General features: G+C 60.4%; 20 protein-coding genes, 1 pseudogene and 1 CRISPR repeat array (1 of these 22 cut by a window edge). Of the genes and pseudogenes, 17 read left to right on the forward strand and 4 right to left on the reverse strand.

The window, feature by feature from the left end; genetic code table 11:
• The first annotated feature begins 49 nt into the window (after positions 1–49).
• From THITH_RS04955 to THITH_RS19685, 8 genes and pseudogenes are all read left to right on the forward strand, one after another.
• Positions 50–850 carry a DUF6602 domain-containing protein gene (locus THITH_RS04955; RefSeq protein ID WP_006748812.1) on the forward strand — a complete coding sequence of 267 codons (801 nt, stop codon included), beginning with the start codon at positions 50–52 and terminating at the stop codon, positions 848–850.
• A gap of 127 nt (positions 851–977) precedes the next feature.
• Entirely contained in the window at positions 978–1,259 is a 282-nt protein-coding gene (locus THITH_RS17610) for a type II toxin-antitoxin system RelE/ParE family toxin (protein ID WP_084222618.1), read from the forward strand.
• Positions 1,260–1,273: 14 nt separating this feature from the next.
• Positions 1,274–1,588, forward strand: a complete 315-nt coding sequence (locus tag THITH_RS17615) for a HigA family addiction module antitoxin (RefSeq protein ID WP_006748811.1) — start codon at positions 1,274–1,276, stop codon at positions 1,586–1,588.
• Between the two features lie 144 nt (positions 1,589–1,732).
• Positions 1,733–1,954, forward strand: a complete 222-nt coding sequence (locus THITH_RS04965; protein ID WP_006748810.1) for an addiction module protein — start codon at positions 1,733–1,735, stop codon at positions 1,952–1,954.
• Entirely contained in the window at positions 1,954–2,250 is a 297-nt protein-coding gene (locus THITH_RS04970) for a type II toxin-antitoxin system RelE/ParE family toxin (protein ID WP_006748809.1), read from the forward strand. The genes THITH_RS04965 and THITH_RS04970 overlap by 1 nt, the downstream gene beginning before the upstream one ends.
• A 351-nt stretch (positions 2,251–2,601) precedes the next feature.
• Positions 2,602–2,832, forward strand: a complete 231-nt coding sequence (locus THITH_RS17625) for a hypothetical protein (RefSeq protein WP_006748807.1) — start codon at positions 2,602–2,604, stop codon at positions 2,830–2,832.
• 724 nt (positions 2,833–3,556) lie between these two features.
• Positions 3,557–3,766: pseudogene (locus THITH_RS19680) on the forward strand (DUF4258 domain-containing protein); the annotation flags it as partial.
• 5 nt (positions 3,767–3,771) lie between these two features.
• Positions 3,772–4,023, forward strand: a complete 252-nt coding sequence (locus tag THITH_RS19685) for a YgiT-type zinc finger protein (protein WP_408645509.1) — start codon at positions 3,772–3,774, stop codon at positions 4,021–4,023.
• A gap of 893 nt (positions 4,024–4,916) precedes the next feature.
• Here THITH_RS19685 and THITH_RS17645 read toward each other — a convergent pair.
• The 3 genes from THITH_RS17645 to THITH_RS04975 all read right to left on the reverse strand — a co-directional run bounded on the left by THITH_RS17645 (position 4,917) and on the right by THITH_RS04975 (position 6,845).
• Complete coding sequence (locus THITH_RS17645; protein WP_198019471.1) at positions 4,917–5,132, reverse strand: type II toxin-antitoxin system RelE/ParE family toxin; 216 nt, start codon at positions 5,130–5,132, stop codon at positions 4,917–4,919.
• Positions 5,117–5,257 carry a hypothetical protein gene (locus THITH_RS18705; protein ID WP_198019522.1) on the reverse strand — a complete coding sequence of 47 codons (141 nt, stop codon included), beginning with the start codon at positions 5,255–5,257 and terminating at the stop codon, positions 5,117–5,119. Before THITH_RS18705 ends, THITH_RS17645 begins: the two co-directional genes overlap by 16 nt.
• Before the next feature lie 17 nt (positions 5,258–5,274).
• A protein-coding gene (locus tag THITH_RS04975) for an IS3 family transposase (protein ID WP_408645271.1) occupies positions 5,275–6,845 on the reverse strand; the annotation gives its coding sequence in 2 pieces (ribosomal slippage) (positions 5,275–6,383 and positions 6,383–6,845; 1,572 coding nt in all).
• 424 nt (positions 6,846–7,269) lie between these two features.
• On the opposite strand from THITH_RS04975, the gene THITH_RS04985 reads away from it, so the two are divergent.
• Positions 7,270–7,581, forward strand: coding sequence for a hypothetical protein (locus THITH_RS04985; protein ID WP_156925490.1), 312 nt, complete (start codon positions 7,270–7,272; stop codon positions 7,579–7,581).
• 56 nt (positions 7,582–7,637) lie between these two features.
• On the opposite strand, the gene THITH_RS18465 is transcribed toward THITH_RS04985, so the two are convergent.
• Positions 7,638–8,519, reverse strand: coding sequence for a hypothetical protein (locus THITH_RS18465; protein WP_198019472.1), 882 nt, complete (start codon positions 8,517–8,519; stop codon positions 7,638–7,640).
• A 51-nt stretch (positions 8,520–8,570) separates the two neighbouring features.
• Between THITH_RS18465 and THITH_RS05000 the strand changes: the two genes are divergently transcribed.
• The 8 genes from THITH_RS05000 (at position 8,571) to cas2 (ending at position 17,753) form a co-directional block, all read left to right on the forward strand.
• Positions 8,571–9,281: a CRISPR-associated endoribonuclease Cas6 gene (locus tag THITH_RS05000; RefSeq protein ID WP_006748802.1), complete on the forward strand. Its 711-nt coding sequence runs from the start codon at positions 8,571–8,573 to the stop codon at positions 9,279–9,281.
• Between the two features lie 7 nt (positions 9,282–9,288).
• The gene (locus THITH_RS05005) at positions 9,289–12,213 is read left to right on the forward strand and encodes a hypothetical protein (protein ID WP_006748801.1); all 2,925 of its coding nucleotides are present in this window, start codon (positions 9,289–9,291) and stop codon (positions 12,211–12,213) included.
• 26 nt (positions 12,214–12,239) lie between these two features.
• Complete coding sequence (cas7d, locus tag THITH_RS05010; RefSeq protein ID WP_006748800.1) at positions 12,240–13,247, forward strand: type I-D CRISPR-associated protein Cas7/Csc2; 1,008 nt, start codon at positions 12,240–12,242, stop codon at positions 13,245–13,247.
• A gap of 140 nt (positions 13,248–13,387) precedes the next feature.
• A complete protein-coding gene (locus THITH_RS05015) occupies positions 13,388–13,924 on the forward strand; it encodes a hypothetical protein (RefSeq protein WP_232222250.1) in 537 nt (178 codons plus the stop codon).
• Between the two features lie 14 nt (positions 13,925–13,938).
• Complete coding sequence (locus THITH_RS05020) at positions 13,939–15,936, forward strand: DEAD/DEAH box helicase (protein WP_006748798.1); 1,998 nt, start codon at positions 13,939–13,941, stop codon at positions 15,934–15,936.
• A complete protein-coding gene (locus tag THITH_RS05025) occupies positions 15,914–16,480 on the forward strand; it encodes a Dna2/Cas4 domain-containing protein (RefSeq protein ID WP_006748797.1) in 567 nt (188 codons plus the stop codon). The genes THITH_RS05020 and THITH_RS05025 overlap by 23 nt, the downstream gene beginning before the upstream one ends.
• Positions 16,480–17,454: a CRISPR-associated endonuclease Cas1 gene (gene cas1, locus THITH_RS05030; RefSeq protein ID WP_006748796.1), complete on the forward strand. Its 975-nt coding sequence runs from the start codon at positions 16,480–16,482 to the stop codon at positions 17,452–17,454. Before THITH_RS05025 ends, cas1 begins: the two co-directional genes overlap by 1 nt.
• Positions 17,454–17,753 (forward strand): CRISPR-associated endonuclease Cas2, encoded by a 300-nt coding sequence (gene cas2, locus THITH_RS05035; RefSeq protein WP_006748795.1) that lies wholly within the window; start codon positions 17,454–17,456, stop codon positions 17,751–17,753. The genes cas1 and cas2 overlap by 1 nt, the downstream gene beginning before the upstream one ends.
• A 119-nt stretch (positions 17,754–17,872) precedes the next feature.
• A CRISPR array of direct repeats spans positions 17,873–18,628; the repeat unit is 28 nt; unit sequence GTCCTGTCACCCCATGAGGGGTTAGGAG (it continues 810 nt past the right edge of the window).

The following is an 18,628-nucleotide window of genomic DNA, read 5'->3' on the forward strand; positions in this document are numbered from 1 at the left end:
AAACGCGCGCGTCTTACCCTGTTCGTTGGGCGTCATAGGAGAGGTAACTGTGGTCCTCCCCGAATATCTGGCAGACATCGCTCGCGAGATGCGAGCCAAGTCTTCATCGATAAGGCGTGACTTTGCATCCCATCGCCTCTCTGCTGGGGAGAACAGGGAAGACCTGGTTGCTACCTTCCTTTCCGACCACTTGCCCAAGCGCTTTGGGGTGGGGTCGGGCATGGTCATCTCCCACGAAGGGTTGTTCTCAAACCAAGCAGACCTAGTTGTCGTTGATGCACTCAACAACTCCCCGCTCTACGGAACATCACGCAATCAGCTCTGGCCGGTTGAGGCCGTGTACTCGCTGCTTGAGGTCAAAACGACCCTCAGCCCGACCGAGCTAAAGGACTCAATTGCCAAGGGGCGACGGTTCAAGGCTCTGCAACGCCGCTACTGTGAAGCAGGCCAAGGCCAGCGGGTCTTCGACTCGTTGTTCGTGATATGGGGATTCGACTGCCCAGCCCCGGAAACCCTGAAGTCAAACGTGCTGGCCGAGCTTTCAGGCGTTCCGCTCAACGAGCAGCCCGACTTCATCGTTGTCCCCGATCGAGTTCTGATCTCCTGCGGCTCTTACATGGAGCTTTCCCGGCTTGGGCAGCCAGGTAGTGCTTATCGCGCTCAGCTCCATGCACAGCACGGACCTGATTTGTCGGCACTGCTGCCCCCTGCACTGGTGATGGACCTGGGTGAGAACGCGCTGCTGGCCTGGTACGTCTGGTTCGACTCTTGGTTACGTCAAGCTGGCAGTCGTCTAGCCACGCCCTCCGCGTATCTGCCCGTTGATCAAATCTTCGGCAGAGCGGTATGACGTCCAACCCCTCCATCGAGCGGACAGTCAACCGGCTGCGCCGATCGCCTGCCGCTCATGTCGAACGTTATGCAGTGATCCCCAACTCTAGTTGACACGCGTCACGTGACGCGCTACGCTATACTTCATGATCAAAACATTCGCGGATAAACGAACTCAGGGGCTCTACTCCAAAGGTAAGTCAAAGAAATTTCCTGCGGATGTCGCGCCGAGAGCCGCCAGAAAGCTCGAATATGTCAACCTGGCTGAACGGTTGGAGGATTTGAAGGCGCCGCCCGGTAATCGCCTTCACGCGCTATCGGGAAACAGGCAGGGACAACACGCGATTTCAATAAACGATCAGTGGCGCATTTGCTTTCGATTTGAGGATGGTGATGCGTATGAGGTCGAAGTGTGTGACTACCACTGAGTGAGGTGATGACAATGGCTATACCTAATACATCGGGCATGCAGCGCAAGCCGACTCACCCTGGCGAAATGCTGAGAGAGGATTTCCTACCGGACTATGGCCTGACCGTTGCGGGGTTGGCAGAGTCTCTGGGTGTCTCTCGCCAGTCAGTCAATGAGTTGCTGCGCGAGCGCCGTGCTGTCAGTCCTGAAATGGCGCTCCGGCTTGCTCGCTTGTTTGGTAACTCTCCGGAGTTCTGGCTGAATGCACAGAGATCCGTTGATCTTTGGACGGCAGCCCAGTCGGTCAAGGAGGAAGTGGATCGGATCAAGCCGCTAAATGCTGCATAACCAAGCCATGCACCGGATGCCAAACCCTCCGCTTCGCTGCGGATTTGCCACCGGTGATGGCAGGCGTTCGGCAACTAGAAGGGTGGTCAGGTGCGAAGCCTGAAAAGCACTTAACCTATTGGAGCTCTCTGTGGAGTAGGTGCCATGAAAACAGAAGACTTGTTGCGAGAAATCGAATCACTCCCTGTGGAGGAGCGTGCGCGGGTAGCCGACTCGGTGCTTAAGAGCCTGAATCCACCGGAGTCGGAAATCGACAAGAAGTGGGCGGAAGCAGCCAAGCGACGGTTGGATGAGATCCGTTCAGGTACGATCAAGCCCGTACCGGGAGAGGAGGTCTTTGAAGAGGTCTGGAAGCGGTTCTCGTGATGAGGTTCTCGTTCCATCCAGAGGCTCGGGAGGAGTTTCGACTCGCAATTGATTATTACGAGGAGCGAGAAACGACACTTGGGTACCAATTCGCGGCCGAGGTGTATGCGGCGATAGAGCGAACCTCAGAACATCCCAGTATGTGGCCCTCTATTGAAGAAGGCCTTCGCCGGTGTCTTGTCCGGCGATTCCCGTATGGAGTCATTTACCATCACGACGAAAGCGGCAACGAATTGGTTATCCTGGCGGTAATGCACCTCCATCGCGAGCCCCACTACTGGGCCCATCGGAATTAATGCCGAACAAGCCCATAACACGCAGCCAAGAGCTACGCTCCTTCGTCGCTCCGCTATTGGCTGTGTGTTATGGGCAGCGTTATGCCTTTGAGAACCAAAGGAGCTGACGTACATGCATTTTGAAATAATAGAAAAGATCAAAAATGCTGAGACGTTTGCGACTGGAAGTGGAATACGAGAACTAGGACGGCTTCAGAAGGCCTACGGTAAGGGGAGATGGCGAAAACGAAAGGGAATTGCGCAAATAAAGCTGCCGGATGGTTCCATTCGGTCGGCCGAACGACACTGGTGCGAGGCCACGGGAATTGGTAAGAAGGAGTTTAAGATCAAACGAGATCTGAGGTAAAAGTTATGACACATTCGAGCGAACACCGATTTGTGATCTGTATTCGAACTGATGACTATCCCGCCTCGCTGGAGAAGCGAAAAATATACGAAGATTTGCGTGACGCAGATGCCGAGAAACATCATCAATTAAGGGTAATAGACGAGTCCGGTGAGGACTATCTCTATCCGAAAGAGTATTTTGTTCCGGTAAAACTGCCGAAGGCAACGGAGCAGGTACTGGTTAACGTGGCATAGCAAGCCCATACAGCCGACGCCAAGAGCGGCGCGGCTGATGGGCAGCGTTGGGCGTGAAATGATTGAAGGCATCGAGCGTGGACAATGGAAACTAGAGTTGGTCGGTACTTGATCTACGGCCTCATAGATCCTCGAGACCGATGTTTGCGTTATATAGGAAAAACGCATAAGAGAAAAGAATTGCGTTTAGCAGGTCATTTGGAGTCTGCTCAGGAGGGCTCATCCGCACCCGTTCACAAATGGATCAGGGAGCTTCAATCTATTGGTAAAGAACCAGATATATTCGTCATAGCACGCATCCCGAAAGACGCAAGCTGGCAACAAGCCGAGCGGAAAGAGATCGCAAAGTGGCGAGCCTGGGCAGATACCGACTTACCCTACATCTATCCACCTCAAACGCCAAAGAGCGTGGAAACGGAGATTTTCAGTGTGTCCCTGTTAAATGTTAAAAACGGAAGCTGAAACAACTGCGCCTACTTAAGAACATGGCCCAACAAGGGCATACAGCCGTCCGCAAAAACCCTTTCGTTCCTCGGTATGCGTTTTGTGACGGCTTATGCTTGGTGTTCGACGTCAAATACCGCAAGTAGCTAAGGAGCTAGTACCGCAACATGGAATTGTGGCAGTTGATACGTGATCGAGCTTCACAGCGGCTGCGCTTCTTGCCGCATGCGGTGCGCTAGATGTCACGACCGGATCGAATGATTTCTACACAGCGGACGTTCGGAAGGTAATTGAGGAAGGGGAGGTCATAGAGAATTATCCTGAAGATACCAGAGGTCACAGTTTCCTGATGCTGGGGCGAGGAAACGATCGGCGCCCTATAATACATATAGTTTGTGCACCTAAGGGTGGGTGTCTAGCCGTGATAACGGCGTATATTCCCGATGAGAATCAATGGTCCGAGGATTTCAGAACGAGGGCTAAGGCATGAAATGTATGTATTGTCAGGGTGAAATGGCGCGTGGGCACGCCCCATTTTATATCGATCGCAAAGACGTTCATGTCAGCTTCGACAACGTTCCTGCATGGGTATGCCCGCAATGTGGAGGGGCATATTTCGAGGAAACGGCGGTTGATGTGTCCAGGACATCATTAGGGCCGTGGATGAGCAATCAGCCCAGTTGGAACGCACGGCATGAAGTCTACGCCGTGGCGGTGACCCTCGATCGGGTAAGGCCGGGTATCTAACCTCTGATCTTAAACGGCTCGAACTTTTGCAAGGACTAACACTGGAGCTAGCGTGTCCGTTGCTGAACGTCGATCGTCGTATGAAGCAGGTGGCGAAAGAATTGGGGATCGGAGTATTGGAGTAAACCTAATGAAGGTATTTACGTATTCTGAAGCTCGGCAGAACTTGTCGAAACTGCTGGCCTTGGCTCAGCGCGAAGAGGTGGAAATCAGGAGAAAGGACGGCAGCACATTTTCTCTCCGCGCGAAGCGTAAGGAGTCGAAGTCGCCGTTTGATGTGTCTGGAGTAAGCACGAGCGTCACAACGCGAGACATACTTAATGCGGTACGGGAGTCCCGGGAGCGCTAAGCAGGCTATCCAGCCGACGCTCGTAACTCGCGCTGGCTGTGGTGCGGGACACTACGACACCCCCACTTTCTTGTCCTTCGGCGACCTGCGCCGGTCAGTCGGCACTTCAACCGGCACTGCAAGACACCCATTCAGTTGACGGAGGTCGCGACGCGCCGTAGCCTTTCTGCGTCGCCGTTCGCATGGAATCGAACCGAGAAGGAGGCAGGGAGGTGCCGCAACCGCGTTCCATTCTGGTCAGCCGGAGCGATGATACCCCCTGGTACCATGTCGTCTCGCGCTGTGTGCGGCGGGCGTAGCTGTCTGGGGAGGATGCCCATTCCGGGCGCAGTTTCGAGCATCGGCGCGGGTGGATCCCCGTGTACTCCTTTCTCATGAACCGCCCGGTGCGGACCCGCATGCCGTGTGGTGTGCGGAGGGCGGGTTAGAGACCGGCCCTTACCCGATTATGTGCTGCCTTCGAACCTTTCTGCGATATTCTCAAGTGATCGTTTCCCATGTATCACTGCGACAATCATAATTCTTACGAATTCGACGCGACACACTAATCGATAGCTGCATAGAGTCGCTCTCGAATATGCTCATCACCGATCTGTGGGACGATGCGGCCTATCAACGGAAACTCGCGGGTGCCACGTGAAACCGACAATATTTCTGTGACAACCGCCCGAGCGTAATACTCAGAATCCCGTGCGATATATTCGGCGATGGCTTCGAGCTCCTCAATTGCCTCCGGCGACCACTTTACTTCGAGGTCCATTTGCCGAATTTCTTTTCGGCCTCGTCCTGGATAATGGGCGTCCCTTCCTTTTCGGCGCGCTCGATTCCCCGGTGGATCCCCTCCGCCACGTATAGGTGATACTGGACGTCTTCGGTGTTTGTCAACGTAGTTGTCCGCTTTTTCATGCCGCCTGAGCGACCATCAGGGCTGGCGTTTGGGCATGTTCCTTCGGTGGGTTGAGCCAGACGTGATCGATCGGTGTCCAGTTGCGCGTGTGCCGCGACCAGCGTGTCGGGTTGGCGCGTTGGGCGTCTTGGTACACCCGGTGCCGGTGCGCCAGGATCGCGATGTCCTCCCCGCGATGACGCTGGCCGGGGGTGACGAAGCGGATCTTGCTGTGGCGATGTTCCTCGTTGTACCAGTGGACGAAGCGCGCGACCCAAGCGCGGGCGTCGGCGAGGCTGGCAAACGGCTGAGGCGGAAAGGCCGGCGTGTATTTCAAGGTCCGGAACAGGCTTTCCGCGTAGGGGTTGTCGTCGCTCACCGAGGGGCGACTGAAGGACGGGACGACACCCAGGCGCTGCAAGGTGCTGAGCATGGTGGCACCCTTCATGGGGCTGCCATTATCCGAGTGCAGCACCAGGCCCGGGCGATGGACGCCCTCGGCGAGACAGGCGCGTTCGATCAGGCGACTGGCGTGTTCGGCGCTTTCCTCGGTGTGCACCTCCCAGCCGACGACCTTGCGGCTGAAGACGTCCTCGATCAGGTACAGGCGGTAGAACTGCCCCCGGATCGAAGAGGCCAGGAAGGTGATGTCCCACGCCCAGCAAACATTGGGCGCAGTCGCGCAGACCCCCTCCGGTTTGGGCACCTGCCGTGGGGCCGCCGCCCGGCCCCGGCGCTGTACCTGGTCATGGGCCCGCAGCACGCGGTAGAAGCTCGCCTCGGACGCGATGTACACGCCCTGGTCGGCCAGGCGCGGCACGATCTGGGTCGGTGGCAGGCTACGGTACTCCGGCGCGTTACAGACCGTCAGGATCGTCTCCTGCTCTTCGGCACTCAGGCGGTTGGCCGGCACCCGCGGGGTGCAGGTGCGCCGGTCCACCAGCCCGGTGTCGCTGCCGGCGAGGGCGCGCCAGCGGCGCAGCGTGCGCGGCGTCAGGCCGAGGACCGCACAGGCCGGGGTGAGCCGGGCACCGGCGGCGACCGCCTCGTCGATCAGGTCCAGCGCCAAGGCACGGGTCTCGGGCGTGATCATGCGTCCTCGTCGTCCCCCCAGATCGCCTGGGCTTTTTTTTTCAACACCAGCAAGGCGGCTGCCTCGGCCAGGGCTTTCTCTTTCCGGCGCAGCTCGCGCTCCAGGTCGCGCACGCGCTTCTTCTCCTGCTGCCAGGCGGCACGCTCGTCCCGGGTCAGCCGCTGGGGATCGGCGCTGCCGGCCATGGCCGCTTCCTTCCAGCGCTCGATCTGCTCGGGATACAGACCCTTGCACCGGCAGTACTCCGAGAGCGCCTGCTCATTCAGCGCGGCGGTTTCGATCACCACCGCGAGCTTGTCCCGGCCACTCCAGGATTCCGGGTTCGCCGGATCCGCCGGCACCGCATGCCCCCGGTCCTGGAACTCCCGGCGCCAGGCATACAGGGTGGGTTCCGACACCCCCGTCTCCCGGTGCACGTCGGCCACCGCCCGGGCATTGGGCGGCATCATCTTCTCGACCACCTTGGCTTTGAACTCTTCGCTGTACCGTGGCATTCCATCCGCTCTCTCCGCCCCCTCGAGGGTTAAGTTTACTGCGTCCAATCCAGCGGACTTCTATGCTGACAGAGGGGGTCTTCCAATGAACAATCGTCAGGGAGTTTATCCAGAAGTGCTTTTATCTCTTCTTTGGCAGTACTTATAATACATCACCTCCGTTATTGAGCACATAATGGCTGGCATGAGGCGCGCGGCTGTATGAATGCTTGCGAAGGTACCCGCATATTAGGAACGACTCCAATGGTGCGCCACCTGGATGAAACCGCCCGAAAGCTGCGAGGACTTATGCAAGTCTCGATAGCCGCATCTGCGCCATGTCCTGCTTGATGCCGAAGCCTTTCCGGCCCACCAGTTCAAGGACCTGTAACAGCATCGCTGGGCGGTCGAGGAATCGTTCAAAGCGCTGAAGCCGGTGCTGCGCGTGGAACAATTCCTCACCCGGGGCGTGCTCGGCGTGTATCAGGAGGTCTACGCCCGCTTCCTGACGCTCACGCTGGCCAGCATCGCGCGGGTCCTGGCACAGCCCACGGTCGTGGCATGCACCGAGGGTCGCAAGCATCCTAATCAGGTCAACTTCCGCGCCACGCTGGCCAAGCTGCGCACGCGCTTCTTCCAGCTCTGGGAACCCGCGGACACGCACGGTTGCCTCGACCTGCCCGTGTGGATTGCGCGCGATGTGGAACCGATCCGGTCTCGCCGGTCCTATCCGCCCGCGGAAAACCTAGCGCATTAAACCCTTGGCGTTCGCAGGGGTCGACAATTGACGACATTGGCCTCTGGGGTCACGATTCAAGGATCCGGTGGGTTGTCTGGGATCCAGATATGGTAAAGCGACCCGGAGAAAAATCGGTATTGCAACGAGCGTTCCACGTATCGCCTCAAGGCGCGTCTGACGTCCGGTATGACCAGCGTGTCAAAGACTGTACGGTTTCGGTTCTCCTCGTGCTCCAGGCAAAGGGTCTTCCGGATGTTCTCCGGCAACTTGGGGTTCAGCTGAAACGTTAGCGTTACCCGCTCGTTCCACTCCTTGTCTGCGTCCGGTCCAACATAGCGCGAGTGGTCGCTGTTGCCGAGCACGCGGTAGATCCGTGACGGCACCAGATCGACGTAGTACCCCGGCTGATTATCGCTCCACGATCCGTATCCACGGAAATGGATCCGGGCGACGTCACGCACGAGGGTATGCGGGCTGAACCAGATCGCGGCGGTCCGCCTCTTCGACACGTACTCGATCGGGATGGCGCGCCGTTGGACACAGGCCCGATGCAGCATGCGGAAGTACTGGTTATGCGGCTCCCGAAACCCGATCGCAGCCACGTCTTCAATCGGAATCCCGAACCGTGGCGATTCACCGACGGCTTCTGCGAAGCGCGCTTCGCCGCGCACGATATCGATCAGGGCACCGGGGGCAACGGGAGCGAATTCCGGTTGAACATGGGGGCGATCCGTATCGGGATCGATTCTCTCGGCCAGCAACTCAAGTCGATCGCCAAACTCCCGCCGGTATGGCGCAAGGATCTGCCGCTGCACGTGCTCGCGCGTTCGCCCCAGCAACTGACCGAGCCGCGCTCCGGTAACGCGTCCTTCCCAGTACACCAGGTATTCGAGCAGTGCGTATTGAATCTTCCATTTTCTCATGTGTGAGAAAATATCACATATTGGTACTGGCACAATCAGCTTCTGATCCGCACACTGAACGCATTCCAATCGGGAGACCGCGGCATGCGCATCAGAATCGATTTCGGAGGAGACCCTCAGTACGTCCAGTTCACGGACTCCATGAATGCCGCGCTCGTGGCGGCGTTCGTGGCAGCGGGTCTGTGTTCGGAAGAAGTCGTCGGAGAATCGGCCGAACCCTGGACCTTCGGCATGGAGGCGTATTCACATCCGGGCCGCAAGCGTCGGGTACGTTCGGTCGTCGTGTCATCACCCTCGTCCCGGTTTGACGCGATCGCCGCTCATCTCGATCCAGCGGCGATCGCGACCACTTCCTGCAACGGTGATGTTATCGATGGCACGGGCGCCCGCGTTCTGCCTTGCGACGATCTGCCGGAGACGACCACCGAAGTGATGATCGGCTTCATCAGCCCGTTCCTGTTGCCGGTGAAAAAGAATGGTCGCGCAAAAACCCGTTTCCACGAGGAATTGCCGGTTAGCGAGGCACCTGCCGCGTTGAAGACAGGCCTGGAGCGTCGCGCCAGACGTTCACTGGATCTCGGCATCGCCATCGATCCGTTGAGTGCCGCCACCGACGGCCAGCGCAAGCACCTGATTCAACTGCGCAGGTTCTCCTCCGGCCGCCGAATGATCCTGCCAGGTTTCGCTGTCCCCATCACCCTCCGCGGGGCTCCCGAGGATATCCGCTTCGCCTACCTCGCCGGGTTCGGTGCCAAGACCCGAAACGGTAACGGCTGCCCCGCCCTGATGCAGTGAGGCCAAGATGCTGACCCTCTCTCGTGAGTTGTTCCAGACCTTCATGCGCACCGCGGTCATTCGGGGTGCTTTCTCTGCCGAGGAGCGCACTCTCGGCACCGGTCCGCTCGCGGAGAAGACGGCCCGCGATATTGCAGCCGGCAGGCGCATTGATCATCGCGTTCCCTACCTCTGCCGGGTCTCTGGCAAGGGGGGGGTGAGTGCCGGGACGGATTCGATGCGCCGCCTGCGTTTTCGAAACGTAAGCCTCCTCGATCACATGGTTTCCGTCGCCCGTGGCGCGGCGGTCTTCGCCGAACTGGACCTGCGGGCTTGCGGGATTCCGGACGAACGCATACGCCCCCGGATCAGCCTGTTGATTGCCATCGGCTTCTTGCATGATGCGGACAAGATCCTTGCGCGCAGTCGGGCCGAGGACCTGACGCCTGACGATGTCGCGGGGCTGCTCTCACGGTACCACGTGGACGCCTTTCTTCAGGATGCGGGCATCACCGTTTCGGCGGCCGACATCTGGTCAATGATCCAGGAGGTCGAGGTGAGCCGCGCCGGCTCGCTGCGTCCGGGGATGCGGCTGCTTTCAGCCGAGGAAACCGGGGATTGCCAGTACGTCCGTCTCGCCGATCGCCTGGATGGCATTTTTCTCAAGACGCAACCGGATCCTTCCCCGGCTCATATCCGGGAACATGGGCAGCGTCGCGAAAAGTGGGGCATCGAAGGTGTCGTGGAGGAGTTAGCAAGTTTCGGCGGCTTCCGCAGCCAGGTCTTCGCCGGAGGATGGCGTGCAGTGCGCGTTCGGTCCCCGCATACCCCATTTCTGCTCAATCAGTTGCAACGTGGCATGTCGGCGGCCGTACAGGACATGGCACAAATGCCGCCGCTGATCGAGATTCACCACGACGGCGAGTTCCTCGCCATCATCCCCGAGGAAATAGCGGATCCGGCGATAGCGGCGACGATCGAGCGCGCTACCCGGCGCCTTCGGTTGCCGATGCGGGTGATGACCAATCCCAAGGGCACCCGCGACATTCTGGATGGTGGAGCCGGGTCAGCGGATCTGCGGCATGTTCTTGAGAAGAACCCGCGCGAAGCCTCGAAAGCACTATTCCTGCATGCAAGCCTCGTTACCGATGCTGCCGGCTTGCGCGAGCCGATTGACGCGCTGCTGGCGCCTCTGGGATTCCCCCCGAATTACGGAGGACTCGAAACCTTCTCGGGGCAACATTTCCAGGCATGGCCGTCGCGCGACGACGACAGCCCCACCATGACCGCTATGCGCAGTGAGGCCGCGATGATCGCGATTGCCATGGGCTGTGCGGAACCGGAGGAACGATCCCTGGCAGCCAGGGTTCCGGATGCGGCAACGCGCGAAGCCGAGTTGGTGGCTGTGCTGGCCCAAAGCGCGCTGCCGCCGCCAGACTGGTTGCTTGGCATGACGCACAAGCTAAGTCGTCAGACACTCCTGGCAGCCCTCGCCGCGGGCGTTGCCGAACAGGACCCGGAATGCCGGGAGCGAATTCTCGGCGAAGAAGGCCTGCTGCGGCTCTGGCTTTGCGGCGACGAGGCTGAACGGCTCGGCCTGCTGGCGAAAATCCCGGATTCTGCAGTCCTCATGGATGCTGCGGCGGGTTGGCTTCGTGCAGCGATGACGCGGCGCTTTCTTGCCGGGGACGAGGGCGCGGAAGGCCGTTGTCATTTCACCAATCTGCCGGTCAGCCTTGCCGGCCGGATCGACACCAAATCGGGTCTCGATGGCGTGAACGTCAGTGCGTTTTCCGGCCGCGAGGGGCGACCGGAATCGTTCGAAAGCAGCAAGGCGCAGACTCTCGTTTCCGCTCCGGCCGCGGCCGAGCACCGCTTGCGCACATTGCTGGGCGAGGGCCGAAAAGGCGAAGTGCCCGCATACGTTTCCTCCCCCACGATGATGGGCCTGTTTGCCAGTCTGAACATGCGCGCCGACGACGATTCCCTTCAAATCAGTCCGTACGACCTGATGCGCCAGGAGAAGAAACCGGGAAGGAAAGTCTGGCCGGAGGCGGAGATCTATGGACAGCGCATCCTGTTTGCTCGGCATCTTTCGGTCCCGTCCAGGATGATGGAAGCCATTTCCCTGGTGCGAATGATGATGCAATCGGCGCTGCGGCTGTCACGGCCGGTTCACGTTTTTCAGGGTCTCCCTGTGCCCGAAAACGCCTACGTGCATTTCGACTTTCTGCCCGATGCGGTAAAGCGCGGGCTTGGCGGGCCATCGCTTCGGCTGGAACAAGTCCCGGATGCCGTTGACTTTCTCCATATCCTGGAGCAGTTGGGTGGCACGCCGAATCTCGGGCTTGAGGTTGCGCTGCGTTATGCCGACCCCGCCACCCGTTTTGGCGCCGCCTGTGAGGCGCTCGCCGTACTCAACCGGTTGCCCGAGGAGCAACAAAAGCGCCACGGCAACCTGCAATTCACTCTGCGCGACTTCACAAGGAGCCCCGACATTCTCATGAACCAAAACGACAATGTTCTGATCGATTTTGCGCGAGCAATGACGCGCGTTCAGGCCGCGCCCGCGCGGGATGCAAGCAACGCCGAACGCATGCTCGGCTTGAAGGTTGCGCTGGCGGCGGTGGAAGGCTGTGCCGGTGCCATCCACCAGACAGGAACGGAAACCCTGATCGCGGCAATTGCCGGGGAGTTGGAGAACGAGTTCATGCGCTCCTCGCGTTTGACGTGGCGCGGCAAGGACAAGGAACTTCCATTCCCGCGCAGAGCAGCGCACGAGGCGGCCACCGTGTTTGTTGAGCATGTCTGGCCGATTGCGTTCCGCGGCCGCCCGCCGGCATCCAAGGCCCGCCGCATCGCCATGGCCGTCTATCAGGTTGCGTTCGAGACCGAGTCCTACCGGAAACGCAAGGAGACTGAAGAGACCGCCGCCGCCCCCGAAAAAACCTGACCGTTCCGGAACAAGGAGAACACACCATGACCCTCGACACCCTCAAACCCTACCTCGGCGATCTCAACTCCATGCTCGCCATCACGGAAGTCGATGCCAAGAAATCGTACGCCCAACCCGCGTTGAAAAACCTGGGCTCAGCAGTTCTTGTGGTCCTGCGCGAGGTGATCTCGCCGGCATCGTTTCGCAATGCGGAAGCCGAAATCACCGACATCGAAGTGAACGGTCGCCGGCATGTCCGCGCCGTGGCGAACAAGTTCAAGTTCGGCGAGCGCGCCCGCGGCCTGCAAGTTTTGCGCTATTTCGGTGCAGGCGGCAAGGCGGCGCAGAATAAGACGGCCTTCCATGGCAAGGAGAAGCCTTCCGCAAAATTTGACCTTAACACCCTTGTCTTTGGCGACAGCGCCAACCATGGGTCCAAGGTGCTTCCGGTCAAGGCGAGCGCCCAGTATTCCGATGCCGTTTCGATTCAGGACTACTCGGAAGCGGTCGATCTGACTTTCCATAACCGCGCTTCTGAAGATGGCTCGCTGTGGGACGCCGAAGGCAAGAAGAACTCGAGCAACCTGTTCGAGCGCCATTTCGTGAAACCGGGAATGCTGTTGCTGCAAACCATCGCCTTCAATGGCAAGGTTGCCCCGGTCCAGGCCCTTGAACACCTGCTGCTGAGCCTGGGTCTTGCCGGCGCCTATGGCGGAGCAACGTCCATCTATGGCGTCAACGTCCGCAACCATATGGTTGGTCTTTTCGCGGGGCATCTGGAACGCGACCTTGCCAGCCCCTATGTCGCCATTGACCGGCTCCGTTCCGGCGCGCAGGTCGATGCATCCGACCCGGCTGCGATCCAGGAAGCGCTGTCCGCACTGTACCGGGCCGCCTGGCCGGTGGAAATCCCCGGTGCGACGGTTGCCGACTTGCAGCGCGATCTCATCGCCCGACTGGAAGCCGACGATGCAGGCTTGCGTGAGCGTTACACGACCACGGCCGCGCAGGTCGGGAAATACTTCGATGCCTGGTTCGAGGGGATCGGCTGATGCGCACCCCGGACGTGACTCCGGTTCGGGCGGTCACCCTGACGCCCCTGCATTACCACAGTCTTGCCGTTCCTTCGGGAAGCGCCACGATTGCGGCCTTTCTCGCAGACCGGTCCATGGCCTATGCACTGGCCGGCGCGATGGGCGCGCTGGCCCCGTCCGCCGCGCTGCCACAGAAGGATTACCGGCGGGATCTCGAGGCCTTGCCGTGGCTTTGTTCGGCCTTCGAGGCGCGCAATCCGCGGCTACTTCCCGCCATCGGCAAGCGCCTGAACCTCGATACCGAGGGCGGGTACTCGAAAAAGATCATGGACGCCACCGGAACGGGCAACCTCAAGACCTGGTTCTTTATCCAGGAAGTGCCCCCGGGCGTCGAATACGACGGGGCCATCTTCGGACCGGACCCGTTTCGCATGGCCTCGGTGGTCGAGGGGCGAGACGTCCGCGAGATCATCATCCGCACGGGCCGGCATCTGGCCGGCATCGTTTCCCTCACCCCTGCGGATGCGGAAACCCCGATCCGGCTCAACGCCCACACGGCACATCTTTTTGGCACCGAACCGGAAGAAGATCCGGATATGGCCGTTGAGGTTTTCGCCTTGTACGACATCCAGCTGACCGCGCCGATGGAACCCGACAAGGCGCGCGAAATCGTGGGTCGTTGGCGCAACTTCTGACCACGGAGATTCTCATGCCCGAACACATGCGTTTCGTCATTCCGAGGCACGCGGTACCTGCGGATGCAGACACCGGCCTGTCGCCACTGCAACAGCGGATGCTCGATGATCGGACCCCGATCCGCATCTTTTCCGCACCGACCGGCGCAGGCAAGAGTTACGCGTTTCAGAAGGGCATGCGCGAGCGGGGCGATCGCGTGCTGTTCATCGTGCCCACGCGACGCTTGGCACAGAACCTCGCGGAAGGATTGGTCGCAGACCTGATTCGCGATGGCGCCAGCGAGGAAAAGGCCTTGTCGAGAGTGTTTCTCTGGACGTCGGACGAGCGTCGGCGCCAGGAGCAAACCGACCCGGGTGTTCGCACGCGCGATCGACGCATCCGCCAGATCCGTTCCGACATGAGTGTAGATGGCGGCGGCTTCATGATCGTAGCCACCCCGGAGAGTGTCGCCTGGTACCTGCTGAATCCACAGCTCCGCAGCGACGGCGTGGTTCCGGAGAATCTGCTCGACCTCCTGCAACTGAGCCACGTGGTGTTCGACGAGTTTCACACCATCGAGGCCCGGGGCATGGGCATGTCCTGTGCGCTGGCCACGTTCGCATGGCAGGCCGGGGGCACCGCGCGGATCACGTTTCTGTCGGCGACGCCGATCGACCTCAAGACCACATTGATCGGTTTCGGCATCCCCGAGGACCAGATCGCTGTCGCCCAGGAAACCGTCGTCACCGGCACGCGCGAGCAAACTGCGGGGATGCGCGCCGTTCATGGCGATGTCGAGGTAATTGTCGAACAGGGGACGGGACTGCTCCAGGCATTGGATGACCACCGAGCCGCGATTCTCGATACGCTGGCCCGACCGGATGATGGCCACCAGGTCGTGCTCGTCTACGACTCGGTTCGACAGTTGCTGGCGGACAAATCCGCGCTTGCCGGCTGGTTCGACAGCGTGGGTGTCAAACAGGGCGAGCGTCTGGCCGTGAACTCCTCCGACGACAGCGTGGATCGGGAAATGGATGGCTTCTTCACCATCGGCCGGCAGAACGATCCCCGGGATTTTCCGGTTCTGGTTGCGACTTCCAGCATCGAAATGGGGGTGACCTTCAAGGCCGGCCTGCTGTTGATGGAACCGGGTCACGACGTCACTTCGTTCGTACAGCGCATCGGGCGAGTCGCGCGCGGAGATCTGCCGGGAACAGCGATCGTTCACCTGACGCAAACGGCACTGGATCGCCACGCCTGGCTGAGGCAACTGCTGCGCGAGCTGCCGGCCGAGCATGGCAGCATCCCCATCGACCGCTTCACCAGCCACGTGCTCAAGGCGGTGCACGACCGCTTTCAAGTAACCGAGGAGGAACTGCGAATCGAGGATGGCATGTTCCGCCGCATGCCGCAGTCGGCCGTTTGGGCGGCCGGGGTGTTCTGGGTTGCGCTGGAGCGCGCGGCGAAATACCGGGGTTCGCGCGCGACGCTGCGCAGCTTCTCCCCACCGCAGGCCAAGGTAATCTTTGGCCCGGTCCATACCTTGGAAAACAGCGGCCTGAACGCCGCGCGGCAATGGGTACGCGCCTTTTTGCATGAAGCCAGGCGGCTGCGGGTGATCCTGCCCAAGGTGACATTGGTGGATCCCGGTGGTCGCAGAAAGTCGCTGCCCTGGATGCTGTATGCCGCCACCGAAGAACTGGTTCGAGCGCCTGTCACTCATGCCGATGACGGCTCTTTGGAGGTTCATGTTGCGCGCCCCATCGTGGAAGTAGAGCAGGCGCTGGGGGGTTCGCTTGCGCGACGTTTCGAGGAGGTGCTGTTTCCGCATTCTGGCCGCACACACACGCTGGAACTCAGGGGGATACGGGACGCCTGGATTCGCGTGGCCGAGAACGAGTTGCAGGACCCAGGGCTTGAAGGCACACAGGAACGGGCGCTGCAGGCGGGGATCAGGCTGGTCCGCCTCACAGGCATCGTACCCATCGTGACCGAGGAGACAGCCGCCGATGATTCCAGCGTCATCGTCTGAACTCGGCGACTGGGCCGCTCCGCTGGATCGTTTCCGCGATCTGTCCGAGCGGTTCCAGCTCCACGGGCTCTTGTTCCAGCATCTTGAACTGTGCGAGCGGCGTGCCTGGTTGCACATGAACCGGATCGACTACTCACACCTCGACGAGCGCATGCGGCTCGGTTCGGTAAACCATGCGATTCATCGGCCGCGAGATCATTCCGTCGAGGGTCTGATCGGCGTTTCACCTGACCGCATCGACTGGGATCGACGCGAAGTCATCGAAGCCAAGGGAAGCGCGGGTGCCCGCGAGGCCGTCTCCATGCAGACCCGTTTCTATGCCCTCTTGCTGATGGCGGCAACCGAAAAACGCTGGACGGCCACCAATGAAATCATCGGTGGCCGCAAGCGGTTGACGGTCGCGATCGAACGCGAACACCTTGAGACCATGCTCGCGATGGCCGAGCGGCTTGCCGAACTCAGCGGCCAGGAATGGCCCCCGCGGGTATCGCGCAAGTCCATCTGCGACGCCTGTTCCTACCGGTTTCTGTGTGGATTCGCGTGATGGAGACGCTCTACCTCACCAAGGATGTCAAGATCGCGCGGGAGCATTCCACGCTGGTGGTCATACCCGCGGCCGGTCCCCGAAAGCGCGTGCCCATCGAGGGGCTGCGGCACGTCATCGTGGCCGGGGAAGCACAGCTCACGACAGCCGTCCTGGGCCTCTGCGGTCGTAACGAGGTTCGGGTCACGATCCTGGACTGGTACGGCAACGTGACCGGTGCATTCGAGCCGAAAGGTTCCCCAGCGGCAGGGCGGGTCCGCGTCAAACAGGCAGCGGCATTTCTGAACCCGGTCCGCAGAATGCAGTTGGCTCGCATCTTCGTGCTCGGGGCGGCACGAAACATCCGGGCCAACCTGAAGTACCGGGCCTACCGCGGTAACCGTTCCCTGGACTCCAGTCTCCTGGCCATTGACGCATTGATGGCGCAGATTCCAGCCGCTGCGAACGTCGAGGCCCTGATGGGGATCGAGGGCCAGATCCGGGCCTATTATTACGATGCCTGGCCACTGATCGACGCTCGCCTGCATCTTGGCGCCCGCCGCCGGCGCCCACCGGACAGTCCTTTGAACTGCCTGATCTCGTGGTTCAACGGGCTGGCCTATTCCCTGGTGCGCAACGAGCTCGCCAAGACACATCTCGATGACTGCATATCCTTCCTGCATGCGTCACGGGAAGCCCGTTCTTCGCTGGCATTGGACCTTTCCGAGAATTTCAAGCCCCCGATCTGCGATACCCTGATCTTCGAGGCCGTCATGCGCGGACAAATCAAGCCGACCTGGTTTCATCAGGAAGAAGGCGTTTGCCGGCTGGCCGAGAAAGGCCGGGCCGAGACCCTTCAGCTATGGGTGCGCAAGACGGAAGAACGTGTGCAGGGAGAGCACTCCTTCCGGGAAATCGTGCGCCAGGAGGCCATCGCACTGGAGCGCGATCTTCTCGGAATTGCCGAGTATCGGCCCTGGCGCAGGAAAATCTGATGTTCATCCTGATTGCCTACGACGTGCAAGCGGATCGCACCGAGGTTTACAAGAAATTTCTCCTTCGATTCCTCACCCACGAACAGAACTCTGTGTTTGCGGGAGACCTTACGGAATCCGAATATCGTAAGCTTCGCGCCGGGTTGTCGCGAATCGCCATTCCGGAGGACCGGATCTTGCAGTTCAAGGCCAGGAACCGCCACAACATCCAGGCGGCGACACTCGCGAAAAACGCTGGCAACGGCGCGCTTGAAGACCATGCTCTCCTTCACCATTCGATGAACTCCACCATCGTGTGAGCTACGGTGCGGTATCGTGCACGGGGCAGGGGGGGTACGTAGTAGAAATGAGCCCGTTTTCCCAGGAATCCCGGGCACAGCGGCCGGATGGCTTCCCGAAAGCCGTTGACCAACCAAGGGTCCTGTCACCCCATGAGGGGTTAGGAGACCGAGGGCACCACCCTGGCCGAGTTCCGGCGGGATGTCCTGTCACCCCATGAGGGGTTAGGAGTCCGAGCTGTACCCCGACCTCGGCCCGCCCGCACCGGTCCTGTCACCCCATGAGGGGTTAGGAGAGCAGCGGCACCGGCTCCGGTTTCTTCTTCCTCGGCGTCCTGTCACCCCATGAGGGGTTAGGAGTGCGCGCGACCGACCCGGACGCCTGCCCGCCGGAGCGTCCTGTCACCCCATGAGGGGTTAGGAGTCCGCCAGGGCGTCGGCGAATAGCTGCACCGCCCGGGTCCTGTCACCCCATGAGGGGTTAGGAGAGCGTAGGGTCCGTCCGATGCCAGGTTTGTGCATCGTCCTGTCACCCCATGAGGGGTTAGGAGGGCTGCACCGCAACGCCGTGCCGGCTCGACGGGCGCGTCCTGTCACCCCATGAGGGGTTAGGAGATGGCGTTCTATCTGCGGGTGTTCGGTCCGGAACTCGTCCTGTCACCCCATGAGGGGTTAGGAGTCGGAGTGCGCATGAGCTTCCTGGGCCTCGAATCCCGTCCTGTCACCCCATGAGGGGTTAGGAGTCGATCTCGAGGTCGGTATCCACCCCACCGGTGTACGTCCTGTCACCCCATGAGGGGTTAGGAGCTGGTGCTCAACAACGCCCGACCGATCGGCAGCTACGTCCTGTCACCCCATGAGGGGTTAGGAGACGCGCCCGGTGTCGTCGGCCTGCA

The sequence above is a fragment of the Thioalkalivibrio paradoxus ARh 1 genome, from assembly GCF_000227685.2.
GTDB lineage: Bacteria > Pseudomonadota > Gammaproteobacteria > Ectothiorhodospirales > Ectothiorhodospiraceae > Thioalkalivibrio > Thioalkalivibrio paradoxus.

Excerpts from the sequence above, each read along its gene's own strand:
- cas1 (WP_006748796.1), top strand. The coding sequence starts at position 16,480 with ATGGAGACGCTCTACCTCACCAAGGATGTCAAGATCGCGCGGGAGCAT.
- THITH_RS19685 (WP_408645509.1), top strand. The coding sequence starts at position 3,772 with ATGTATTGTCAGGGTGAAATGGCGCGTGGGCACGCCCCATTTTATATC.
- cas7d (WP_006748800.1), top strand. The coding sequence starts at position 12,240 with ATGACCCTCGACACCCTCAAACCCTACCTCGGCGATCTCAACTCCATG.
- THITH_RS17615 (WP_006748811.1), top strand. The coding sequence starts at position 1,274 with ATGGCTATACCTAATACATCGGGCATGCAGCGCAAGCCGACTCACCCT.
- THITH_RS17645 (WP_198019471.1), bottom strand. The coding sequence starts at position 5,132 with ATGGACCTCGAAGTAAAGTGGTCGCCGGAGGCAATTGAGGAGCTCGAA.
- THITH_RS17625 (WP_006748807.1), top strand. The coding sequence starts at position 2,602 with ATGACACATTCGAGCGAACACCGATTTGTGATCTGTATTCGAACTGAT.
- THITH_RS05020 (WP_006748798.1), top strand. The coding sequence starts at position 13,939 with ATGCCCGAACACATGCGTTTCGTCATTCCGAGGCACGCGGTACCTGCG.
- THITH_RS05025 (WP_006748797.1), top strand. The coding sequence starts at position 15,914 with ATGATTCCAGCGTCATCGTCTGAACTCGGCGACTGGGCCGCTCCGCTG.
- THITH_RS05015 (WP_232222250.1), top strand. The coding sequence starts at position 13,388 with ATGGGCGCGCTGGCCCCGTCCGCCGCGCTGCCACAGAAGGATTACCGG.
- THITH_RS04970 (WP_006748809.1), top strand. The coding sequence starts at position 1,954 with ATGAGGTTCTCGTTCCATCCAGAGGCTCGGGAGGAGTTTCGACTCGCA.
- THITH_RS17610 (WP_084222618.1), top strand. The coding sequence starts at position 978 with ATGATCAAAACATTCGCGGATAAACGAACTCAGGGGCTCTACTCCAAA.
- cas2 (WP_006748795.1), top strand. The coding sequence starts at position 17,454 with ATGTTCATCCTGATTGCCTACGACGTGCAAGCGGATCGCACCGAGGTT.
- THITH_RS05000 (WP_006748802.1), top strand. The coding sequence starts at position 8,571 with ATGCGCATCAGAATCGATTTCGGAGGAGACCCTCAGTACGTCCAGTTC.
- THITH_RS05005 (WP_006748801.1), top strand. The coding sequence starts at position 9,289 with ATGCTGACCCTCTCTCGTGAGTTGTTCCAGACCTTCATGCGCACCGCG.
- THITH_RS04965 (WP_006748810.1), top strand. The coding sequence starts at position 1,733 with ATGAAAACAGAAGACTTGTTGCGAGAAATCGAATCACTCCCTGTGGAG.